Here is a 17,487-nt window from a genome sequence, read left to right on the forward strand (position 1 = left end):
GGCCCATGCTGCAGGTGCTCTGGAACGGGATCTTCGTCGGCTCCTTCTACGCGCTCGTCGCGCTCGGCTACGGGATGGTCTACGGCGTCATCAGGCTGCTCAACTTCGCCCACGGCGACCTCTACATGGTCGGCGCGTTCGTCGGCTTCATCTCGCTCAGCGCGCTGGGCGTACGCACCGGCGGTGTCGGCATCCCGCTGCTGATCCTCACGCTGGTGGCCACGATGCTGGTCACGGGGCTGCTCGGCGTGGCGCTCGAACGGCTCGCCTACCGGCCGCTGCGCGGGTCGTCACGGCTGTCACTGCTGATCACCGCGGTGGGAGCGTCGTTCGCGCTGGAGTACGGCGTCCGGATCGTGGCCGGCGCCGACCCGCAGGTCTACCCGGTGCGCTTCGACCTGGCGGCGCTCGAGGTGCTCGGTGTGCGCCTGTCCGGGCAGCAGCTGGCGCTCATCGGGTTCGCGCTGGCGCTGATGGTCGCGCTGCACCTGCTGGTGTCGCGGACCAGGCGGGGGCGGGCGATGCGCGCCATCGCGCTCGATCCGCGTGCCAGCGCGCTCATGGGCATCGACGTGAACGCGGTGGTGTCCCAGACGTTCTTCATCGGGTCGGCGCTGGCGGGCGCGGCCGGGTTCATGGCCGGCGCGTACTACGGCAAGATCGATTTCTTGATGGGGTTCGTCATCGGCCTCAAGGCGTTCACCGCAGCCGTCATCGGCGGCATCGGCAACATCTACGGCACCATGGCCGGCGGGATCCTGCTCGGCCTCGTCGAGTCGGTGGGCACCTCGGTGCTGGGCGGGCAATGGCGTGACGTGCTCACCTTCGGCGTGCTGATCCTGTTCCTCTCGATCCGGCCCACCGGGTTGTGGGGCGCCCCGGTCGCGGAGCGTGCCTGATGTCGCTGCCCGCGGTGCTCAACGCCAGATGGATCGGCTGGCTCGGCTTCGCCGCCGCGCTGCTGGCGCCGTTCGTCATCGCCACGCCGTACGCGATGTCCATCATGACCAGTGCCGCCGTGTTCGTGATGCTCGCGACCGGGCTGAACATCGTCGTCGGATACTGCGGGCTGCTCGACCTGGGCTACGCGGCGTTCTTCGCCGTGGGCGCGTACACGGCCGGCATCATGTCCACGCGGCTGGACCTGCCGCTGCTGGCCACGGTGCCGGCGGTGGTGCTGGTGACGGCGGGCGCCGGGGTCCTGATCGGGCTGCCCACCCTGCGGCTGCGCAGCGACTACCTGGCCATCGTCACCCTCGGGTTCGGCGAGATCATCCGGGTCACCGCCGGAAACCTCGACTTCACCGGCGGCCCGTCGGGGATCTACGGCATCCCGGGGCTGGCGGTGGGAGGCCTGGACCTGAGCGATCCGGTGGTCTTCTACTACGCGGTCGTCGTCGTGGTCTCGGTGGCCGTCGTGGGCGCCGCCCGGCTGTCCTCGTCGCGGCTGGGCCGGGCCTGGCGGTTCATCCGGGAGGACGAGGACGCGGCCGAGGCGTGCGGCATCGACACGTACCGGACCAAGCTCGCGGCGTACGTCGCGGGAGCGGTCTGGGGCGGACTGGCGGGGGTGCTGTTCGCGGCTCAGCTGTCGGCCATCTCTCCGGCGAGCTTCACCTTTCTGCAGTCGGTGCTCGTGCTGGTCGCGGTGGTGCTCGGCGGGCAGGGCGTCTCGCGCGGCGTGGTCGTCGGCGCGGTGTTCATCGCGCTCGGCCCCGAACTGCTGCGCGACGTGGCCGACTACCAGTACGCGGCCTTCGGCGTGCTCCTGATCGTGATCATGATCCTCCGGCCACGGGGGCTCTGGCCCGGCAGGGCGGGCCTCGGGAGGCGCGATGCTTGAGATCGACCAGGTGCGCCTGTCGTTCGGCGGCGTGCACGCCCTCGACGGGGTCTCGCTCACCCTCGGCCCGGCCGAGGTGTGGTCGATGGTCGGCCCGAACGGCGCCGGCAAGACCGCCCTGTTCAACTGCGTGACCGGGTTCGCACGGCCGCAGCAGGGCGCCATCCGCTTCCACGGGAGCGACCTGGTGGGGCTGCGCCCCTCGGCGATCGTGGCGCGGGGGGTGGCCCGCACGTTCCAGCACCTGCGCCTGTTCGGCGAGCTGTCGGTGCTGGAGAACGTACGCGCCGGCACCCACCGCGGCACCGGCCAGCACGTGCTCGACGCGCTGCTGCACACCCGCCGGTTCCGGCGTTCGGAACGCGACAGCACCGTCGAGGCCGAGCGGTGGCTGGACTTCGTCGGACTCCACGCCGATCGGGGCAGGGCGGCCGGCACGCTGTCCTACGGCAACCGGCGCATGGTCGAGATCGCCCGGGCGCTGGCGTGCCGGCCCCGCCTGCTGCTGCTGGACGAGCCCGCCGCCGGGCTCAACCACAGCGAGAAGGGCGCCCTCGCCGACCTGATCGCGCGCATCCGCGACCTGGGCACCGCCGTGCTCCTCATCGAACACGACATGTCGCTGGTCATGGACATCTCCGACCAGGTCGTGGTGCTGAACTTCGGCCGGCGGATCGCGCAGGGCACACCCGAGGACGTCAGCCAGGACCCGGTCGTGGTGGAGGCCTACCTGGGCCGCGAGCGCGATGACGAGACGGACGGTGAGCCTGGTGCTTGAGATCACAGGCCTGGAAGTCGGCTACGACGGGGTGCGGGCGGTCGCCGGCCTGTCCCTGGCCGTCCGCGAAGGAGAGATCGTCACCCTGCTGGGGGCCAACGGGGCCGGGAAGACCACCACCCTGCTGGCGGTGTCGGGGCTGGTCCGCCCGTCGGCGGGCACTGTCTGCTGGCAGGGGCGCGACATCACCCGCGCGCACCCCAAGGACATCGTCGCGGCCGGCATCGTGCACGTGCCGGAAGGACGCCGGGTCTTCAGCACGATGAGCGTGCACGAGAACCTCCAGCTCGGCGGGCACCTGGTCGCCCGCAACACGGCCGCCGAGCGGATCGCGCACGTCTACGAGCTGCTGCCGCGGCTGCGGGAGCGGCGCGCGCAGGCGGCCGGCACCCTGTCCGGCGGCGAGCAGCAGTTGCTGGCCATCGGGCGGGCGATGGTCGCCGGTCCGAAGCTGCTGCTGCTGGACGAGCCGTCGATGGGGCTGGCACCCCTCATGGTCGACCTGGTCATGGGCATCATCGACCGGCTGCGGGGCGAGGGTGTCTCGGTGCTGCTCGTGGAGCAGAACGCCCGCGCGGCGCTGCGTATCGCCGACTCGGGTGTGGTCATCGAGAACGGCGTGGCGACGACGTCCGGATCGGCTCGTGACCTTTTGGCCGACGAAGCCGTCGTCAAGGCGTACCTGGGACGTGCCAGAAAATCAACTCGTTTGGCATGAAACGTCACGCTTACGATGTCAGCCGTACCAGTCGACACCACAGTGAGGTTTGACATGTCCGACGCCGTCGCCCGAACCACCGCCGCCCTTCGCGACCTCAACGTCGCGGGCGAGATCCGCACCTTCATCGAGCCCGTCCCCACCGCCGCGGCGGCCGCGGCCCAGCTCGGCTGCGAGGTCGGCGCGATCGCCAACAGCCTCGTCTTCGACGCCGACGGGGAACCGCTGCTGATCCTGGCCAGCGGGGCACACCGCGTCAACACCGCCAAGGTGGCCGCGCTGCTGGGCGCCGCCCGGATCCGCCGGGCCACGCCCGCGTTCGTGCTGGCCGCCACGGGTCAGGAGGTCGGCGGCGTCGCGCCGGTCGGGCACCCGGCGGCGATCCGCACCGTAGTGGACACCTGGCTGGGCCGCTACGAGCAGGTGTGGGCCGGAGCAGGCGACGAGATGACGATGTTCTGCACCTCGCTCAGGGAACTGGAACGCATCACCGGCGGCAAGGTCGCCGACATCGAATGACGCACCCCTCGGGGCGTCGGAGAGGATGACTATGGCCACCAGCGCGGAGAACGCGATCACGCGACGTTTCCTGCACGAGTCGCGGGGAGACGGCCGGGTCGCGTCCGTCAGGTTCGCCGACTTCCCCGACTTCATGACCTACGGCAGCGACCGGAACTTCAACCGGCCGTTCTTCCTGGACGCCGGGCAGTACGCCGGGATCCGGGCCGATCTCGCCGCCATGTTCGCGCTGATGTGCTCCCTGCCGGACCGCCTGTTCGGCGGGAGCATCCAGGCGCTGGCCGACGCGACGGGCACGCCCGCGCTGCAGGCCGAGGCGATCCTGCGCACGGCGACCGACGAGCCGGTGTGCATCGGCCGGGCCGACCTATACCAGGAGCAGACCGGCTTCCGGATGCTGGAGTACAACCTCACCAGCGGGCTCGGCGGCTGGCACGGCACCCTGCTCAACCGGGTGATGCTGCACGACGATCACCTGCGCGCGTTCGTGGCCGACGAGTCCCTCGGATACGGCGACAGCCTGCGTGGGCTGGTGGACACGATGCTGGCCACCAGCCTGCCGAAGGACGCCCCGTCGCGCCCGTTCGTGGCGGTGACCGACTGGCCGACCAGCTTCCCCATCGAGGAGCAGCGCATGCGCACGATGGCGACGCTCATGGGCCCGATGGGCGTGGATGCCGAGGCGTGCCACATGGGACAGCTGGAGTACCGCCAGGGCGGCGTGTACCTCGCCGGGCGCCGCGTCGACGTCGTCTACCGCATGTACCTGCTGGACCACCTGCTGGAGGGCCCGCAGCCGGCGGAGCTGCTGCGCCCCCTGCTGGAGGCGGTCGAGCGCGGCGCGGTGGGGCTGTGCGCCCCGTTCGACATCGAGCTCTACGGGAACAAGGCGTGCATGGCGCTGCTCAGCGACGAGCGCCACCGCGGCGCTTTCGAGCCGCACGAACTCGACCTGGTCGAGCGGATGCTGCCGTGGACCCGGCAGGTGCGCCGGGAACGGGTCCGCGCCGACGGCGAGGAGGTCGACCTGCTCGACTACGCCCTGGCCCACCGCAGCGAACTGGTCCTCAAACCGAACTGCGCCTACGACGGCCACGGGGTGACCGCCGGTTGGACCGTCGACGACGAGCAGTGGGCCGACCTGGTGAAGGCGGCCGTCGACGGGTCGTACATCGTGCAGCGCCGCGTCGTGCCCGTACGGGAACGGGTGGTGGATCCGACCGCACCGGACGGCTACGCCCGCGCCATCCTCAACTGGGGGATCTTCGTCGGCGTCTCCCCCGCCGACGCGGGCGCCTACGTGAAGGGCACCACCGACCACGACGCGGGGGTCGTCAGCGTCGACCGGGGCGCCCGCTTCGGCTGCGTGTTCCACCACGCCGGGCAGCGATGAGGATCGGGCAGGCCCGGACCGCAACAGCCGCCGACTTCACCAAGCTGTGGTTCGGCGAGAGCGTATCCCTCGTCGGGGCGCAGGTCGCGCTGCTGGCCCTGCCGCTCACCGTGCTGGAGGTCCTGCACGCGTCGGTCCGCGAGGTCGGGCTGCTCAACGCCCTGAGCTTCGTCCCGTTCACCGGGGCGCTGCTGGTCGGGGTGTGGATCGACCGGGTGCGCCGCAGGCACGCGATGATCGGCAGCAACATCATCCGCGCCGGGGTGCTGCTCACGCTGCCGCTGCTCGCCTGGACGGGCCAGCTTCGCCTGGAGATCGTGTACGGCGCGGCGCTCGTCCTCGGCGCTTGCTCGGTGATCTTCGATGTGGCCTACCAGTCGTACCTGCCCGCGCTGGTCGCTCCGACGGAACTGGTGCGCGCCAACAGCCGGATGGAGGGCAGCGCGGCGCTGGCCCAGGTCGCCGGTCCGGGGGCGGCCGGAATCCTCGTAGACCTGCTGACGGCGCCGATCGCGCTGGTCGCCAACGGCCTGTCCTACCTGGTCTCGCTGTGGTCGCTGCTGCTGATCCGCCGCCCTGAGGTTCCGCCCGCCCCGCGGCGCGAGCGCGGCAGCCTCTGGCGCGACATCGGCGACGGCCTGCGGCTGACCTTCTCCAACAACCTGCTCCGCGCCTGCCTGGGCCAGGCCGCCACGTACAACATGTGCTGGCTGGCGCAGCAGACGGTGTTCCTGCCCTACGCGACCGAGCGGCTCGGCATGTCGCCGAGCCTGCTGGGACTGGTCATGGGCAGCGGCGCGGTCGGCTCGGTCGGCGGGGCCGTGGTGGCGGGCAGGCTCGCGCGCCGGCGGGGACACGGGCCCGCGATCCTCATCGCGACCCTGCTGAGCGGCGCGGCCCCGGCGCTGCTTCCGGTCGTGCACGACCAGCGGCCGGTGGGCCTGGCGTTGCTGGTCGTCTCGTTCTTCCTCGGCGGAGCGGGTCTCAGCATCGCCAACGTGCACATGGTCAGCCTGCGCCAGGCAGTGACGCCGCCGGACACGCTCGGGCGGGTCAACGCCAGCTACCGGTTCGTCGCCTGGGGGGTGATGCCCCTCGGGGCGCTGGCGGGCGGGTTCCTCGCCGACGCGGCCGGCCTGCGGGTCGCGCTGGTGGTGATCGCCGCGGTGTTCCTGTCTGCTCCGATGTGGATCCTCTTCTCGAAGGTCCCCGAACTCCGTTCCCTCGACGCGGCAACGCGGCCGAGCCGGCCGGATCCGGTCGAATCCGGCATGGTGTACACGGCCCGCGCGCCATACGACGACCAGCCCGGCAGCTGAGCGGGGTGCGATTGACAAAGCCGTGGCCCGCCGCGAACGGCCCGTCTCCGGCTGACGGGCCGACGTCGGGTTCGAACAGGGCGTCAGCTACCTCGGCGGCGTGACCGGGCAGACCTCAGCGGCCTGGGGGCAATTCATACGAGCCGGGTTCACCCGCGGGCGGCGCGCCAGGTCCACCCGTCACGCCGGGCGCGACCGGGCAGCTCGCCGCGGCCGGTGCACCACAGCAGAACCTCGGCGGGCTCGCCATCGGGGGCTTCCGGGAACAGCCGGGCCACGATCAGCGCAGCCTGGTCGGCGGGCGGGCGCCAAGCCGGGTCCAGGGTGCGGGTGATGTCGTGGGTGTGCAGCAGGGTCTCCGCCATACCCATGGCAGCGAAGCCGCTCGGGTCGCAGGGGCCCCAGTGCCAGGCGCGCAGGTCCGGGTCGGCGGCGGCGAGCGCGGTGGCCAGCAGCCCGCCCGCCGCGGTGATGATCTGCAGGAGCTGCGCGTTGGTGGCCTCGGGGCGCACCGTCAGGTCGCAGGGCAGGTAGGCGTCGTCGGGGGCGGCGGCGAGCTGGCCGGCGTACGCGGTGAGGTCGTGGGCGATGTGGGCGGCGGTGTCGCGGCAGCTCCAGTCGAGTGTGCCGGCGGGCGCGCCCCAGTCGGCCGCGAGGTGCGGGGCGAGGGCGGTTTGCAGGGCTTGCAGGGCCTGCCTGACGTCGTCGTGACCGGGATCGCGCATCGGTGCACTGTGTCACGTTCGGTGGGGGCGGCGACACCCGTTTCGCCGAGCTGCTGAAACTGTTAGCAAGGTCTGCCAATTGATTTCAGTAGATCACCAGGCTGTGAACGGCGTCACGCATGCATATTGTGGTGTTTTTACGGTTTTGTGGACGCCGTTTGGTAACGGGGCTGCAAGAAAAGGCGCAAGGACTTTCTGAATCAGAAACTTCTTGCTAACGTCGCGCGCTGGAAGGACAGGCATACCCCCGAGGAGCGAATAATGCGTCGCACCGCCAGAGGGATCGCCGTTCTTGCCTCCGCTGCCATCGCACTTGCGGTGACGGCCTGTGGCAACGACGCGACCGAGGCACCCACCACCAAGACCGACCCCGCGGCCCTGTCGGCCGAGCTGACGTGGTGGGACACGTCGGACCCCGCCAACGAGGGTCCGGCATACAAGGAGCTCATCACCGAGTTCAACAAGACCTACCCGAACGTGAAGATCAACTACCAGTCGGTCCCGTTCGGCGAGGCGCAGAACAAGTTCAAGACCGCCGCCGCGGCCAACTCCGGCGCTCCGGACGTGCTGCGCGCCGAGGTGGCGTGGGTGCCGGAGTTCGCGTCCCTGGGCTACCTGTACAACCTCGACGGCAGCGAGCTGCTGGCCGACGAGTCCGACTTCTTCGCCACCCCGATGTCGGCGAACAAGTTCGACGGCAAGACCTACGGTGTTCCGCAGGTCACCGACTCGCTCGCGCTGATGTACAACAAGAAGATCTTCACCGATGCGGGTATCACCGAGGCGCCCAAGACCTGGGCCGACGTGAAGACCGCCGCCGCGGCGATCAAGGCCAAGACCAAGAAGGACGGCCTGTTCATCAACGCCGGTGGCTACTTCCTGCTGCCGTTCATCTACGGCGAGGGCGGCGACCTGGTCGACACCGCCGCCAAGAAGATCACCGTGAACTCCGCGGCCAACGTCGCGGGCATCCAGGTTGCCGCCGACCTGGTCAAGTCGGGCGCCGCGGTCAAGCCGCCGGCGAACGACTCGTACGGCACCATGATGACCCTGTTCAAGGAGCAGAAGGTCGCCATGATCATCAACGGCCCGTGGGAGGTCAACAACCTCCGCAACGCCCCGACCTTCGGCGGCATCGACAACCTCGGCGTCGCCGCGGTTCCGGCGGGCTCGGCGAAGGCCGGCGCACCGGTCGGCGGCCACAACTACGTGCTGTACTCCGGCATGGCGCAGGACAAGGCCGCCGCGGCCATCGCGTTCGTGAAGTTCATGTCCTCGGCGTCCTCGCAGGCGTTCCTGGCCGACAAGCTGGGCACCCTGCCCACCCGCAAGTCGGCGTACGAGATCGACAAGGTGAAGAACAACGCGATCATCGCGGCGTTCCAGCCGGTCGTGGCCGCCGCCGTGGCCCGCCCGTGGATCCCCGAGGGCGGCCAGTTCTTCGGCCCGCTCGACACGATGGCCACCGAGGTCCTGATCCAGGGCAAGGACCCGAAGACCTCCCTCGACGGGGTCGCGAACAAGTACAAGACCGAGGTCGTCACCGCCTACACGGCGTCCTGACCCTCACCTGAGGCCGGTCCCCCGCGCGGGGGCCGGCCTCAGGCCCATCCCCCGCGCCCCGCTTTCACCCCTCGGAGCACGCCCGTGAGCACAGACACCGCCACGCCGGCCCGGACCAGCCCCCCGCCGCGTGAGACCCGACGACCCGGCCGGCTGCGGCGCAGCTGGGACAAGCACTGGTACGCCTGGGTGATGGTCGCCCCCGTCGTGCTGGTACTCGGCGTCCTGATCTTCTATCCGCTCGGCCGCGGCATCCTGCTGTCGTTCACCAACCTCACCGAGGCGAACCAGCTCGCCGAGATCTGCAGCAAGTCGATCACCGGCAGCGAGGTGTGCAAGCCCAACCCGAACGCGTGGGAGATCGTCGGCGTCGACAACTACGTCAACCTGCTCACCGGCAAGGTCGGCGAGTTCTGGCGGCAGTTCGGCGTCACGCTCATCTGGACGGTCACCTGCGTGGTGTTCCACTACGGCCTGGGACTGGGCCTGGCCGTGCTGCTCAACCGGCCGATGCGCGGCCGTGGCCTCTACCGGATGCTGCTGATCCTGCCGTGGGCGGTGCCCGCGTTCGTGTCGGCGTTCGCGTGGCGGTTCATGTTCAACGAGCAGTTCGGCCTAATCAACTCGCTGTTCGAGTCCGTCGGCCTGGACCGCGTCGAGTGGTTCGCCGACTGGAAGACCGCGCTGCTCACGGCGATCATTGCCAACATCTGGCTGGGCGTGCCGTTCATGATGGTCACCCTGCTCGGCGGGATGCAGACCATCCCCGGCGAGCAGTACGAGGCCGCCGAGATCGACGGAGCCACCCCGTGGCAGCGGTTCGTCAACATCACGCTGCCCGGCCTGCGCTCGGTCAGCATGACCGTCCTGCTGCTGGGCTTCATCTGGACGTTCAACATGTTCCCGATCATCTTCCTGGTCACCGGCGGCGAGCCGGCCGGGCAGACCGAGATCCTGGTGACCGGCGCGTTCCGGTCGGCGTTCGAGGGCATCCGCAACTACTCGCTGTCCTCGACGTACGGCGTGCTGATCCTGTCCATCCTGCTCGTCTTCTCCGTGTTCTACCGGCGGGCGCTGCGCAAGCAAGGCGAGGTGTGGTGACATGACGATGACCATGGCCCCCGGCACGACGGCCGGGCAGTCCGCGCCCACCCCGCAGACCAACAAGCAGAGCCGGGCCAAGCGCAGCCCGCTGGCTTCGCTCGGGCTGCACGCCACGCTGATCGGCGCGTCGCTGATCGCGGTGTTCCCGATCGCGTGGGTGGTGCTGAGCTCGTTCAAGCCCAAGCAGTGGGTGCAGAGCAGCGAGCTGTCGCTGGTCAAGGAACCAACCCTGGGCAACTACGAGTACGTGCTGTTCGAGACGAACTTCCCGACCTGGATGCTCAACTCGGTGATCATCGCGCTGTGCACGATGGTGATCGGCATCCTGATGTCGGCGACCACCGGGTACGCGCTGTCGCGGTTCAACTTCCCGGGGCGGCGCAAGCTGATGATGGTGTTCCTGGTGACGCAGATGTTCCCGGTCGCCATCCTGATCGTGCCGATTTACCAGATCATGGCGACGTTGGGGCTGATCAACACGCATGCGTCGCTGGTGATCGCGTACCTGACGATCGCGGTGCCGTTCTGTTCGTGGATGTTGAAGGGGTACTTCGACTCGATTCCGACGTCGCTGGACGAGGCGGCGTCGATCGACGGGTGCGGGCCGTTCCAGACGTTCTGGCGGGTGATCATGCCGCTGGCGCGGCCGGGTATCGCGGTGACGGCGTTCTACACGTTCCTGACGGCGTGGGGCGAGGTCGCGTACGCGTCGGCGTTCATCCAGACCGACGACCGGTTCACGCTGGCGTACGGCATGCAGCAGTTCGTGCCGCAGTTCAACGCGCAGTGGGAGTACCTGACCGCCGCGGCGGTGCTGGTGACGGTGCCCGCCGGGCTGGTCTTCCTGTACGCCCAGCGCCACCTGGTGTCCGGCCTGACCGCCGGTGGAACGAAGGGCTGAGGTGGGTACGCAGACGCGGGCACGCCTGGCCGACATCGCCGCACAGGCGCAGGTCAGCCAGGCGACCGTGTCCCGGGTGCTCAACGACCGGCCGGGGGCGTCGGCGAGCACGCGGCAGGCGGTGCTGACGGCGCTGGACGTGCTGGGCTACGAGCGGCCGGGTCATCTGCACCGGACCGGGGCGGGGCTGGTCGGGCTGATCCTGCCGGAGCTGGACAACCCGATCTTTCCGGCGTTCGCGCAGATCGCCGAGTCGACGCTGGCCCAGCAGGGGTACACGTCGATGCTGTGCACGCAGACGCCGGGCACGGTCAGCGAGGACGAGTACGTCGACATGATGCGTGAGCGGGATGTCGCCGGGATCGTGTTCATGTCGGGTATGCACGCGGCGGCTGACGGCGATCCTGCGCGTTATCACCGGCTGACCACTGACGGGGTGCCGTTCGTGCTGGTCAACGGGTTTCTGCCGGGGGTCGCGGCGCCGTTCGTGTCGTGTGACGAGCACGGGGCGGCGGAGCTGGCCGTCGCGCATCTGGCGTCGCTGGGGCATCGGCGGATCGGGCTGCTCTGCGGGCCGCGGCGGTACACCCCGACGCGGCGCAAGGTGGCCGGGTACGCCGCGGCGATGGCCGGGTTGTACGACGGGGACCTGGAGGAGCTGATCGAGATCGCGCCGTTCGGCGTCGAGGGCGGGCACGGGGCGGCGCTGCGGCTGCTGGAGCGCGGCGTGACGGCGATGCTGTGCGGGTCGGACCTGATGGCGCTGGGCGCGATCCGGGCGGTGCGGGCCAACGGGCTGTCCGTGCCGGGGGACGTGTCGGTGGTCGGGTTCGACGACTCGCTGCTGATGGCGTACACCGATCCGCCGCTGACCACGCTGCGCCAGCCGGTGCGGGCGATGGCCCAGGCGGCGGTGCGGGCGCTGCTCGACGAGATCGGCGGGTACGCGGCCCCGCACAGCGAGTACATGTTCCGGCCGGAACTGGTCGTGCGGGGGTCGACGGCGGCGCTGCGCTGACAACGTTCTCCGGGCCCCGCCTAGGATGGCTTCATGACCTTGAGCAAACCGACTGTGGAATTCCCCGGGGGCGAGGCCCCGACCGACCTGGTGATCACCGACCTGGTGGTCGGCACCGGCGACGAGGCCGTACCCGGCCGCCAGGTCGTCGTGCACTACGTGGGTGTGACCTTCGACGGCGGCGAGGAGTTCGACGCGTCCTGGAACCGCGGCTCTCCGTTCACGTTCCCGCTCGGCGGCGGGCGTGTCATCGAGGGCTGGGACAAGGGCGTGGCCGGCATGAAGGTCGGCGGCCGCCGCCAGCTGATCATCCCGGCCAAGCTCGCGTACGGCAACCGCGGCGCCGGCGGCATGATCAAGCCCGGCGACACCCTGGTCTTCGTCGTAGACCTCCTCGAGGTCCGCTGACCCACTCCCCCGACGATCTTGCGCGTACGGTGGGGACGACACACTCGTTCCGGGCGTATCGCCAACAGTTCGCGCAAGATCGTCGGGATCATAGCGGGGCCACGGCGAGGGATCTTGCGGGTTAGACTCGCGCGGTGCCCGTTTTGACCGTCGATGATCTGCTGCCGTGGGAGCCGCGGCGTGTCCTGGTCACGGGCACGTCCGGGGCGGGGAAGACCACGCTGAGCAGGGAGATCGCCGCGGCTTTGGCGATGCCGCGGGTCGAGCTGGACGCGCTGCACCACGGGGCCGGCTGGGTGCCGAGGGCCGCGTTCGCCGACGAGGTCGGCGTCTTCGCCGCGCAGCCGCGCTGGGTGACCGAGTGGCAGTACACGGACAAGCTGGGCGACCTGCTGTCCGGCCGCGCCGACACGGTCGTCTGGTTGGACCATCCGCGCCCGCTGGTGATGTGGCAGGTCACCCGGCGCACGGTGCGCCGCAGGTGGCAGCGCGAGCAGCTGTGGAACGGCAACGTCGAGGGGCCGCTGTACACGATCCTCACCGACCCCGAGCACGTGATCCGCTGGGCGTGGCGTACCCACGGCAAGCCCGCCGGGCGGGTGGCGGCGCTGCTGGAGCAGCGCGGCGAGCAGGTCGCGGTGGTCCGGCTGCGCGGCCGGGCCCAGGTCCAGCGGTGGGTACGACGGTTGCGGGAAGGTTCTCTGCTCGGCTAGCGGTCAGCCCTGGCCGGGGGTGACGATCACCGGCTCGTGGCGTACCGGGAAGTTCACCGAGTTGGCGATGAAGCAGGCCCGGTGCGCGTCGTGGTGCAGGGCGAGCGCCCGCTCGGTCATCGCGGCGTCGGCGACGGTGACGTGGGGGCGCAGGACCGCCTCGGTGAAGCGGCCGCCGCCGTCGTCCTCGGTCATCGTCGCCTGCGGCTGGTCGGTGTAGCCGGTGACGACGACGCCGTCGACCGCGCACAGGTGCAGGTACCAGAGCAGGTGGCATTGGGACAGCGACGCCAGGAGCAGCTGTTCGGGGTTCCAGCGGCCGGGGTCGCCGCGGAACGCCGGGTCCGACGAGCCGGGCAGGGTCGGCAGGCCGGGCGCGCTGACCTCGTGGGTACGCCGGTAGGTGCGGTAGCTGTCGGTGCCGGTGCCCTCGTTGCCGGTCCATTCGACGGTCAGCTCGTACCGGTGCTCGCGCATGGCGGCAGCCTAGTGCACGCGGTAGAGGTCACGTATGCGGTCAAAGCGACCTAAACTCGGCCTATGGAGCTCTCGCTGGCCGAGCAGCTGGTCCTGCTCAGTTATGACGATGTGACCGGCAGGGCGCTGGTGCCCATCAACCATCTGGACTGCGGCATCGAGGGTGCGGTCCTGCTCAGCCTGGCCAACGCCGGGCGGATCGCGATACGCCGCGGGCATGTGGAGGTCGTGGACCACACGCTCACCGGCGACCCGTCACAGGACGCCGCGCTCATGGAGATCAGCGACGACGCCAAGGGCCACGCGCCCGACTGGTGGATCTACCACCTGGCATCCCCGCACCACCGCCAGCGGCTGCTGGACAACCTCGTGGCCAAGGGCGTGCTGCGGCACGAGGACCACCGGGTGGTCGGCGTCTTCCACCGGCCCCGCTATCCGCTGGCCGACCAGGCGGTCAAGAAGGAACTGGTGGACCGGCTGCGCAACGTGGTCAACCGGATCGCCGAGCCCGACCGCGACTCGGTCAGCCTGCTCGCGCTCACCCACACCATGATGCTGGACCGCCACTACTACCCCGAGGTCAACCACGACGACATGCGCCACCGCGTCATGGAGCTGGCCGAGGGCGAGTGGGCAGCCCCGGCCCTCGGCAAGGTGATCTACGCGATGAACATGGCCGTCATGGCCGCGGTCACCGGCGGCATCGCGTCGTCGTCCACCGCCGCGGTCTCCGGCAGCTGACAGCCGGCGCGTGTCATGTTGATCACGATGCGCCGCGGCGGGTAGGCGGCCTACCGTACCGACATGCACGGCATCCCCCGTACCGATGAGGACCTGGCCCACACCTACCGCGACTTCGCACTGCGGGAGGCGGCCGGAAGGTCTCCGGCCTACGAGCGGCTGTGTCTCGGGGTGGCCGCCGACGCCGAGGTGCTCGGCCTCGTCGGCGCGCTGCCGCTGGCCAAACGCCAGCCGAACCTGCTGCTGGGCGCGGTCCGGCTGCTCGGCGGGCCGGTCGGCGACTACGCAGCGTTCCGGGACTGGGTGGTCGCGCACTGGGCCGCGGTACGCGAGCAGCTGCTGGCCCGCAGCACGCAGACCAACGAGGCCGCACGGTGCGCGACACTGCTGCCGGTGCTCGCCGCGCTGCCGCAGCCGCTCGCACTGATCGAGGTCGGCGCGTCCGCGGGGCTGTGCCTGTACCCGGACCGGTACCGCTACCGGTATGGCGACCGCGCGCCGCTCGGGCCGGCCGGTGCGCCGCTGCTGGAGTGCTCCGTCGACGGGTCGGTGCCCGTGCCGGACCGGCTGCCGCAGGTCGTGTGGCGTACGGGCATCGACCTGAACCCGCTCGACGTCACCGACCCTGACGACGTGCGCTGGCTGCAGAGCCTGATCTGGCCGGAGCACACCGAACGCCGCGAGCGGCTGACCGCGGCCGCGGCGATCGCCGCCGCCGAACCGCCACTGCTGGTCCGCGGCGACCTCAACGAGTCCCTGGCACGGCTGGCCGAGCAGGCCCCCGCCGAGGCGACGCTGGTCGTGTTCCACACCGCGGTGCTCGCCTACCTCGACGCGGCGGGCGTGGATCGGTTCGCGGCGCAGATGGGCGAGCTGGCTGGGCGGCGGCCGGGCACGGTGTGGCTGAGCAACGAGGCACCCGGAGTGGTGCCGCAGGTGGCCGCGCGGTTGCCCGGCGAGGCTCCACCGGGCCGGTTCGTCCTCGCCGTGGACGGGCGGCCGGTCGCCTTCACCATGCCGCATGGCCAGGGCGTCGCATGGCTCTGAGCCGCACCGTCCAATCTCTACATGACCTGCGGCCGCGTCGGCCATAGAGTGTTGCCGTCGAAGGGACAGCGATGGCGCAGCACGACGGTGGCCCGGCGGGGCGGACCGAGAAGGACAACACGGCGCTCGACGTCGCCGCCAGTTCGGTCGCAGGGCTTGGCCTGCTGGTGGGGGCGCTGGGCGCGGCCGGGCTGGTGCTCGTGCTGTGCACCAATTCGCTGGCCGGGGTCGGTCTGACCCTGGTCAACATCGCGGTCCCGGCGATCGCGTTCGGGTACGCGCTGCTCGACGCCGCCCCGCGCGGCTCGGCCCGGCCGCGGCGGATCGGGGCGATCACGCTGGCCGTGCTCATCGCGGCGGGCGCGACCGGGCTCAGCTGGGGGCTGTCCGGGGTGGCGATGCGCCAGTTCGCACCCGCGGACTACATCGGCCGCTACGGCGAGCGCGTGCAGGTGACCGTCATGGACGCCGACTGCCGCCACGGGACCATCTGGCGGCGCGGGCCGCGGGCCGACTTCTACTGCGAGGGCGCGACGTGGCGGGCCGGCGGCCGGGACGAGCGCGGCCGGTTGACCCTGTTCTACCAGGAGATGGAGCCGCGTTCGCAGAGCCGCTCGATCGACGCGTACGTGCTCGGCAACGAGGGGTACAGCGTGGAGCGGGTCGGCGAGGTCGAGTCCTGGGCGTGGTGGGCCGGGCGTCCGCTGTGGCTGCTGCTGGGCCTGCCGGTGCTGGCCCTCGGCGTGCTGCTGCGACGGGATCTGGTCGCCCCGCGGGCCTGACCGAATGGGCGCGAACCCGCCCGGCGGCCGCGGCACCGACCCTGCGGTGAGTTCCGCGGCGGGACCGTCGGCCACGTCGAGATGTTCCTTCTACAGGTCCAGGTACTGGTCCTGGCCGAGGAGGCGTCCGCCGCGCTCGCGCGCGACCGACGGGAGCGGGTTCACCGTGCGCTCGGGCGGCCCGAGTGGGAAGCTGTCTCGATGGCGCGTATCCGATCGATCGTCCTGAAGGTGAACGACATCCCCAGAGCGGCCGCATTCTGGACCCGGGCGCTGGGCTACGAGGCCTCACCGGCCGACCCGGCGTTCCTCGTCCCGCCGGACGGCGACGGCCCCAGGCTGCACCTCGACGCCGACGACCGGACCCACCTCGACCTGTGGGCGGCGAGCGCCGCCGAGCAGCAGGCCGAGGTCGAGCGCCTGGTCGCGCTCGGCGCGGTGCAGGTCGACTGGGACTATCCCGAGGACGCGGACTTCGTGGTGCTCGCCGACCCGGAGGGCAACCTGTTCTGCGTGGTGAACACCGCCGCTTGACCGGCGCGCTACCGTGCGGGTCGTGATCAGACCGGTCTCCGCCCCATACCGTGTCACGGCCACCGTCGTGGCGCTGCTCGGGCTGTCCGCCGCCGCGCCTTTCCTGTACCGGACCGGGCCGGTCGGGTACGCCGCGCTGCTGGTTCCGCTGGGGCTGCTGCTGGCGCTGGCGTGGGCGGTGCGGCTCGGGCAGTGGATGCTGGCGGCCGGTGCTCCTCCGTGGCCGGCCCGGCTGACCCTGCATCTGGCGCAGGGCGCGCAGGCGGGGCAGCGGGGGCGGGCGGTCCGGGTCGCCGACGCGGTCGCCCGCGCGGGGGACGCGGACGTCACGCCGGCCGGGTACGCGGTGTGGGCGGTGCTGCGTCGTGGCAGCGCCCCGCAGCTGCACCAGCGGGTGGTGTGGGAGCGGTGGCTGCGTGAGCTGACCGGTGAGCAGCGGGTGCTGGTGCGCCGCCGCGCGGGGGTGGCCGTGCTCGACGTCGAGGGCCAGGGCCGGATCTGGCCGTCGAGCTTCACGCTGCGCCGTCGACCCTGGGGTGTGGTGCTGACACCGCTGGGCGGCACGTCGGCGTCCGGCGACCTGTCGGTGTGGCGGCTGCTGACGGTGCTCGTCATGGTGGTGGCGCTGCTGGCCGGTCCGGCACTGGGACGCCGGGACTACCTGGACGCGGTGTGGGCGACCGCTTACATCGTCGTGCTCGCATTCGCCGTCGGGCAGTGGTTCGGGGTGATGCCGCCGGGGCGGCAGAGCCGGGAGCGGCCTGCCAGCACACGAATCCCCGGGGCGCGCACCAAAGCCGCCAAGCCACACCGCGGCGGCCGCTTCAGCGGCACATCGAAGACCCGTAAGCGTTAGAAAGGTCACCTTCTACATCGCATGCCATGTAGAGGGAAGGAAGAGAAA

At 70.8% G+C, this 17,487-nt stretch carries 20 protein-coding genes; 18 read left to right on the forward strand and 2 right to left on the reverse strand.

Going from position 1 to position 17,487, the window contains the following annotated elements; all coding sequences use genetic code 11:
- Window positions 1-5 precede the first annotated feature (5 nt).
- The 7 genes from F6W97_RS10585 to F6W97_RS10615 are packed head-to-tail and all read left to right on the forward strand — an operon-like array spanning window position 6 to window position 6,570.
- Window positions 6-899 (forward strand): branched-chain amino acid ABC transporter permease, encoded by an 894-nt coding sequence (locus F6W97_RS10585; protein WP_155370054.1) that lies wholly within the window; start codon window positions 6-8, stop codon window positions 897-899.
- Window positions 899-1,843 carry a branched-chain amino acid ABC transporter permease gene (locus tag F6W97_RS10590; protein ID WP_155370055.1) on the forward strand — a complete coding sequence of 315 codons (945 nt, stop codon included), beginning with the start codon at window positions 899-901 and terminating at the stop codon, window positions 1,841-1,843. Before F6W97_RS10585 ends, F6W97_RS10590 begins: the two co-directional genes overlap by 1 nt.
- Window positions 1,836-2,621 (forward strand): ABC transporter ATP-binding protein, encoded by a 786-nt coding sequence (locus tag F6W97_RS10595; RefSeq protein WP_155370056.1) that lies wholly within the window; start codon window positions 1,836-1,838, stop codon window positions 2,619-2,621. Before F6W97_RS10590 ends, F6W97_RS10595 begins: the two co-directional genes overlap by 8 nt.
- A complete protein-coding gene (locus F6W97_RS10600) occupies window positions 2,611-3,339 on the forward strand; it encodes an ABC transporter ATP-binding protein (protein WP_269059681.1) in 729 nt (242 codons plus the stop codon). The genes F6W97_RS10595 and F6W97_RS10600 overlap by 11 nt, the downstream gene beginning before the upstream one ends.
- A 54-nt stretch (window positions 3,340-3,393) precedes the next feature.
- Window positions 3,394-3,858: a YbaK/EbsC family protein gene (locus F6W97_RS10605; protein WP_155370058.1), complete on the forward strand. Its 465-nt coding sequence runs from the start codon at window positions 3,394-3,396 to the stop codon at window positions 3,856-3,858.
- Between the two features lie 31 nt (window positions 3,859-3,889).
- Complete coding sequence (locus F6W97_RS10610; protein WP_155370059.1) at window positions 3,890-5,251, forward strand: hypothetical protein; 1,362 nt, start codon at window positions 3,890-3,892, stop codon at window positions 5,249-5,251.
- The gene (locus F6W97_RS10615; protein ID WP_155370060.1) at window positions 5,248-6,570 is read left to right on the forward strand and encodes an MFS transporter; all 1,323 of its coding nucleotides are present in this window, start codon (window positions 5,248-5,250) and stop codon (window positions 6,568-6,570) included. The genes F6W97_RS10610 and F6W97_RS10615 overlap by 4 nt, the downstream gene beginning before the upstream one ends.
- Window positions 6,571-6,719: 149 nt before the next feature.
- Here F6W97_RS10615 and F6W97_RS10620 read toward each other — a convergent pair whose 3' ends face one another.
- Window positions 6,720-7,295 carry a maleylpyruvate isomerase N-terminal domain-containing protein gene (locus F6W97_RS10620; protein ID WP_155370061.1) on the reverse strand — a complete coding sequence of 192 codons (576 nt, stop codon included), beginning with the start codon at window positions 7,293-7,295 and terminating at the stop codon, window positions 6,720-6,722.
- A 261-nt stretch (window positions 7,296-7,556) separates the two neighbouring features.
- On the opposite strand from F6W97_RS10620, the gene F6W97_RS10625 reads away from it, so the two are divergent.
- The 6 genes from F6W97_RS10625 to F6W97_RS10650 all read left to right on the forward strand — a co-directional run bounded on the left by F6W97_RS10625 (window position 7,557) and on the right by F6W97_RS10650 (window position 13,002).
- The gene (locus F6W97_RS10625; RefSeq protein WP_155370062.1) at window positions 7,557-8,858 is read left to right on the forward strand and encodes an extracellular solute-binding protein; all 1,302 of its coding nucleotides are present in this window, start codon (window positions 7,557-7,559) and stop codon (window positions 8,856-8,858) included.
- Between the two features lie 84 nt (window positions 8,859-8,942).
- A complete protein-coding gene (locus tag F6W97_RS10630; RefSeq protein WP_155370063.1) occupies window positions 8,943-9,959 on the forward strand; it encodes a carbohydrate ABC transporter permease in 1,017 nt (338 codons plus the stop codon).
- 13 nt (window positions 9,960-9,972) lie between these two features.
- Window positions 9,973-10,863: a sugar ABC transporter permease gene (locus F6W97_RS10635; RefSeq protein ID WP_230686603.1), complete on the forward strand. Its 891-nt coding sequence runs from the start codon at window positions 9,973-9,975 to the stop codon at window positions 10,861-10,863.
- A gap of 1 nt (window position 10,864) precedes the next feature.
- On the forward strand, window positions 10,865-11,881 hold the full coding sequence (locus F6W97_RS10640; RefSeq protein ID WP_155370065.1) for a LacI family DNA-binding transcriptional regulator: 1,017 nt from the start codon (window positions 10,865-10,867) through the stop codon (window positions 11,879-11,881).
- 33 nt (window positions 11,882-11,914) lie between these two features.
- Window positions 11,915-12,289 carry an FKBP-type peptidyl-prolyl cis-trans isomerase gene (locus F6W97_RS10645; RefSeq protein ID WP_155370066.1) on the forward strand — a complete coding sequence of 125 codons (375 nt, stop codon included), beginning with the start codon at window positions 11,915-11,917 and terminating at the stop codon, window positions 12,287-12,289.
- A gap of 134 nt (window positions 12,290-12,423) precedes the next feature.
- Entirely contained in the window at window positions 12,424-13,002 is a 579-nt protein-coding gene (locus F6W97_RS10650; RefSeq protein ID WP_155370067.1) for a P-loop NTPase family protein, read from the forward strand.
- A 3-nt stretch (window positions 13,003-13,005) separates the two neighbouring features.
- On the opposite strand, the gene F6W97_RS10655 is transcribed toward F6W97_RS10650, so the two are convergent.
- On the reverse strand, window positions 13,006-13,479 hold the full coding sequence (locus tag F6W97_RS10655) for an OsmC family protein (RefSeq protein WP_155370068.1): 474 nt from the start codon (window positions 13,477-13,479) through the stop codon (window positions 13,006-13,008).
- Window positions 13,480-13,542: 63 nt separating this feature from the next.
- Here F6W97_RS10655 and F6W97_RS10660 point away from each other — a divergent pair, with 63 nt between their 5' ends.
- From F6W97_RS10660 to F6W97_RS10680, 5 genes are all read left to right on the forward strand, one after another.
- Window positions 13,543-14,220 (forward strand): GOLPH3/VPS74 family protein, encoded by a 678-nt coding sequence (locus F6W97_RS10660; RefSeq protein ID WP_155370069.1) that lies wholly within the window; start codon window positions 13,543-13,545, stop codon window positions 14,218-14,220.
- A gap of 63 nt (window positions 14,221-14,283) precedes the next feature.
- Window positions 14,284-15,267: a DUF2332 domain-containing protein gene (locus F6W97_RS10665; protein ID WP_155370070.1), complete on the forward strand. Its 984-nt coding sequence runs from the start codon at window positions 14,284-14,286 to the stop codon at window positions 15,265-15,267.
- A 71-nt stretch (window positions 15,268-15,338) separates the two neighbouring features.
- A complete protein-coding gene (locus F6W97_RS10670) occupies window positions 15,339-16,049 on the forward strand; it encodes a hypothetical protein (RefSeq protein WP_155370071.1) in 711 nt (236 codons plus the stop codon).
- 201 nt (window positions 16,050-16,250) lie between these two features.
- Window positions 16,251-16,583 carry a VOC family protein gene (locus F6W97_RS10675; protein WP_155370072.1) on the forward strand — a complete coding sequence of 111 codons (333 nt, stop codon included), beginning with the start codon at window positions 16,251-16,253 and terminating at the stop codon, window positions 16,581-16,583.
- A gap of 22 nt (window positions 16,584-16,605) precedes the next feature.
- Entirely contained in the window at window positions 16,606-17,439 is an 834-nt protein-coding gene (locus F6W97_RS10680) for a hypothetical protein (RefSeq protein WP_155370073.1), read from the forward strand.
- The last annotated feature ends 48 nt before the right edge of the window (window positions 17,440-17,487 follow it).

It is taken from the genome of Catellatospora vulcania, assembly GCF_009720385.1.
Lineage (GTDB): Bacteria > Actinomycetota > Actinomycetes > Mycobacteriales > Micromonosporaceae > Catellatospora > Catellatospora vulcania.